This is a genomic window from Paraburkholderia sp. JHI2823, from assembly GCF_038900695.1.
Classification (GTDB): Bacteria; Pseudomonadota; Gammaproteobacteria; order Burkholderiales; family Burkholderiaceae; genus Paraburkholderia; species Paraburkholderia mimosarum.
On record NZ_JAYMRY010000425.1, the window covers coordinates 1 to 255 of the forward strand.

The 255-nt window shown below is 67.1% G+C and carries 1 protein-coding gene; it reads left to right on the top strand.

Annotated features, from left to right (window positions below):
• Positions 1-255 (top strand): Phenylacetic acid catabolic protein (locus VSR34_RS39265; RefSeq protein ID WP_342965331.1); only part of this gene is annotated, 255 nt, incomplete at both ends.

Here is a 255-nt window from a genome sequence, read left to right on the forward strand (position 1 = left end):
TCCACCAGCGGCAGGGTTTCGACGCCCTGCTCGCCATGATGCAGGGCACCGAGGCGCAGCGCGAGCTCGTCCAGCAAGCCGTGAACCGCTGGTGGTGGCCGGTGCTGATGATGTTCGGCCCGAGCGACGCCGATTCCGTCCACAGCAACCAGTCGGCCAGATGGGGCATCAAGCGCATCTCGAATGACGACCTGCGCCAGAAGTTCGTCGACGCCACCGTCGAGCAGGCCAAGGTGCTCGGCGTCACGCTGCCCG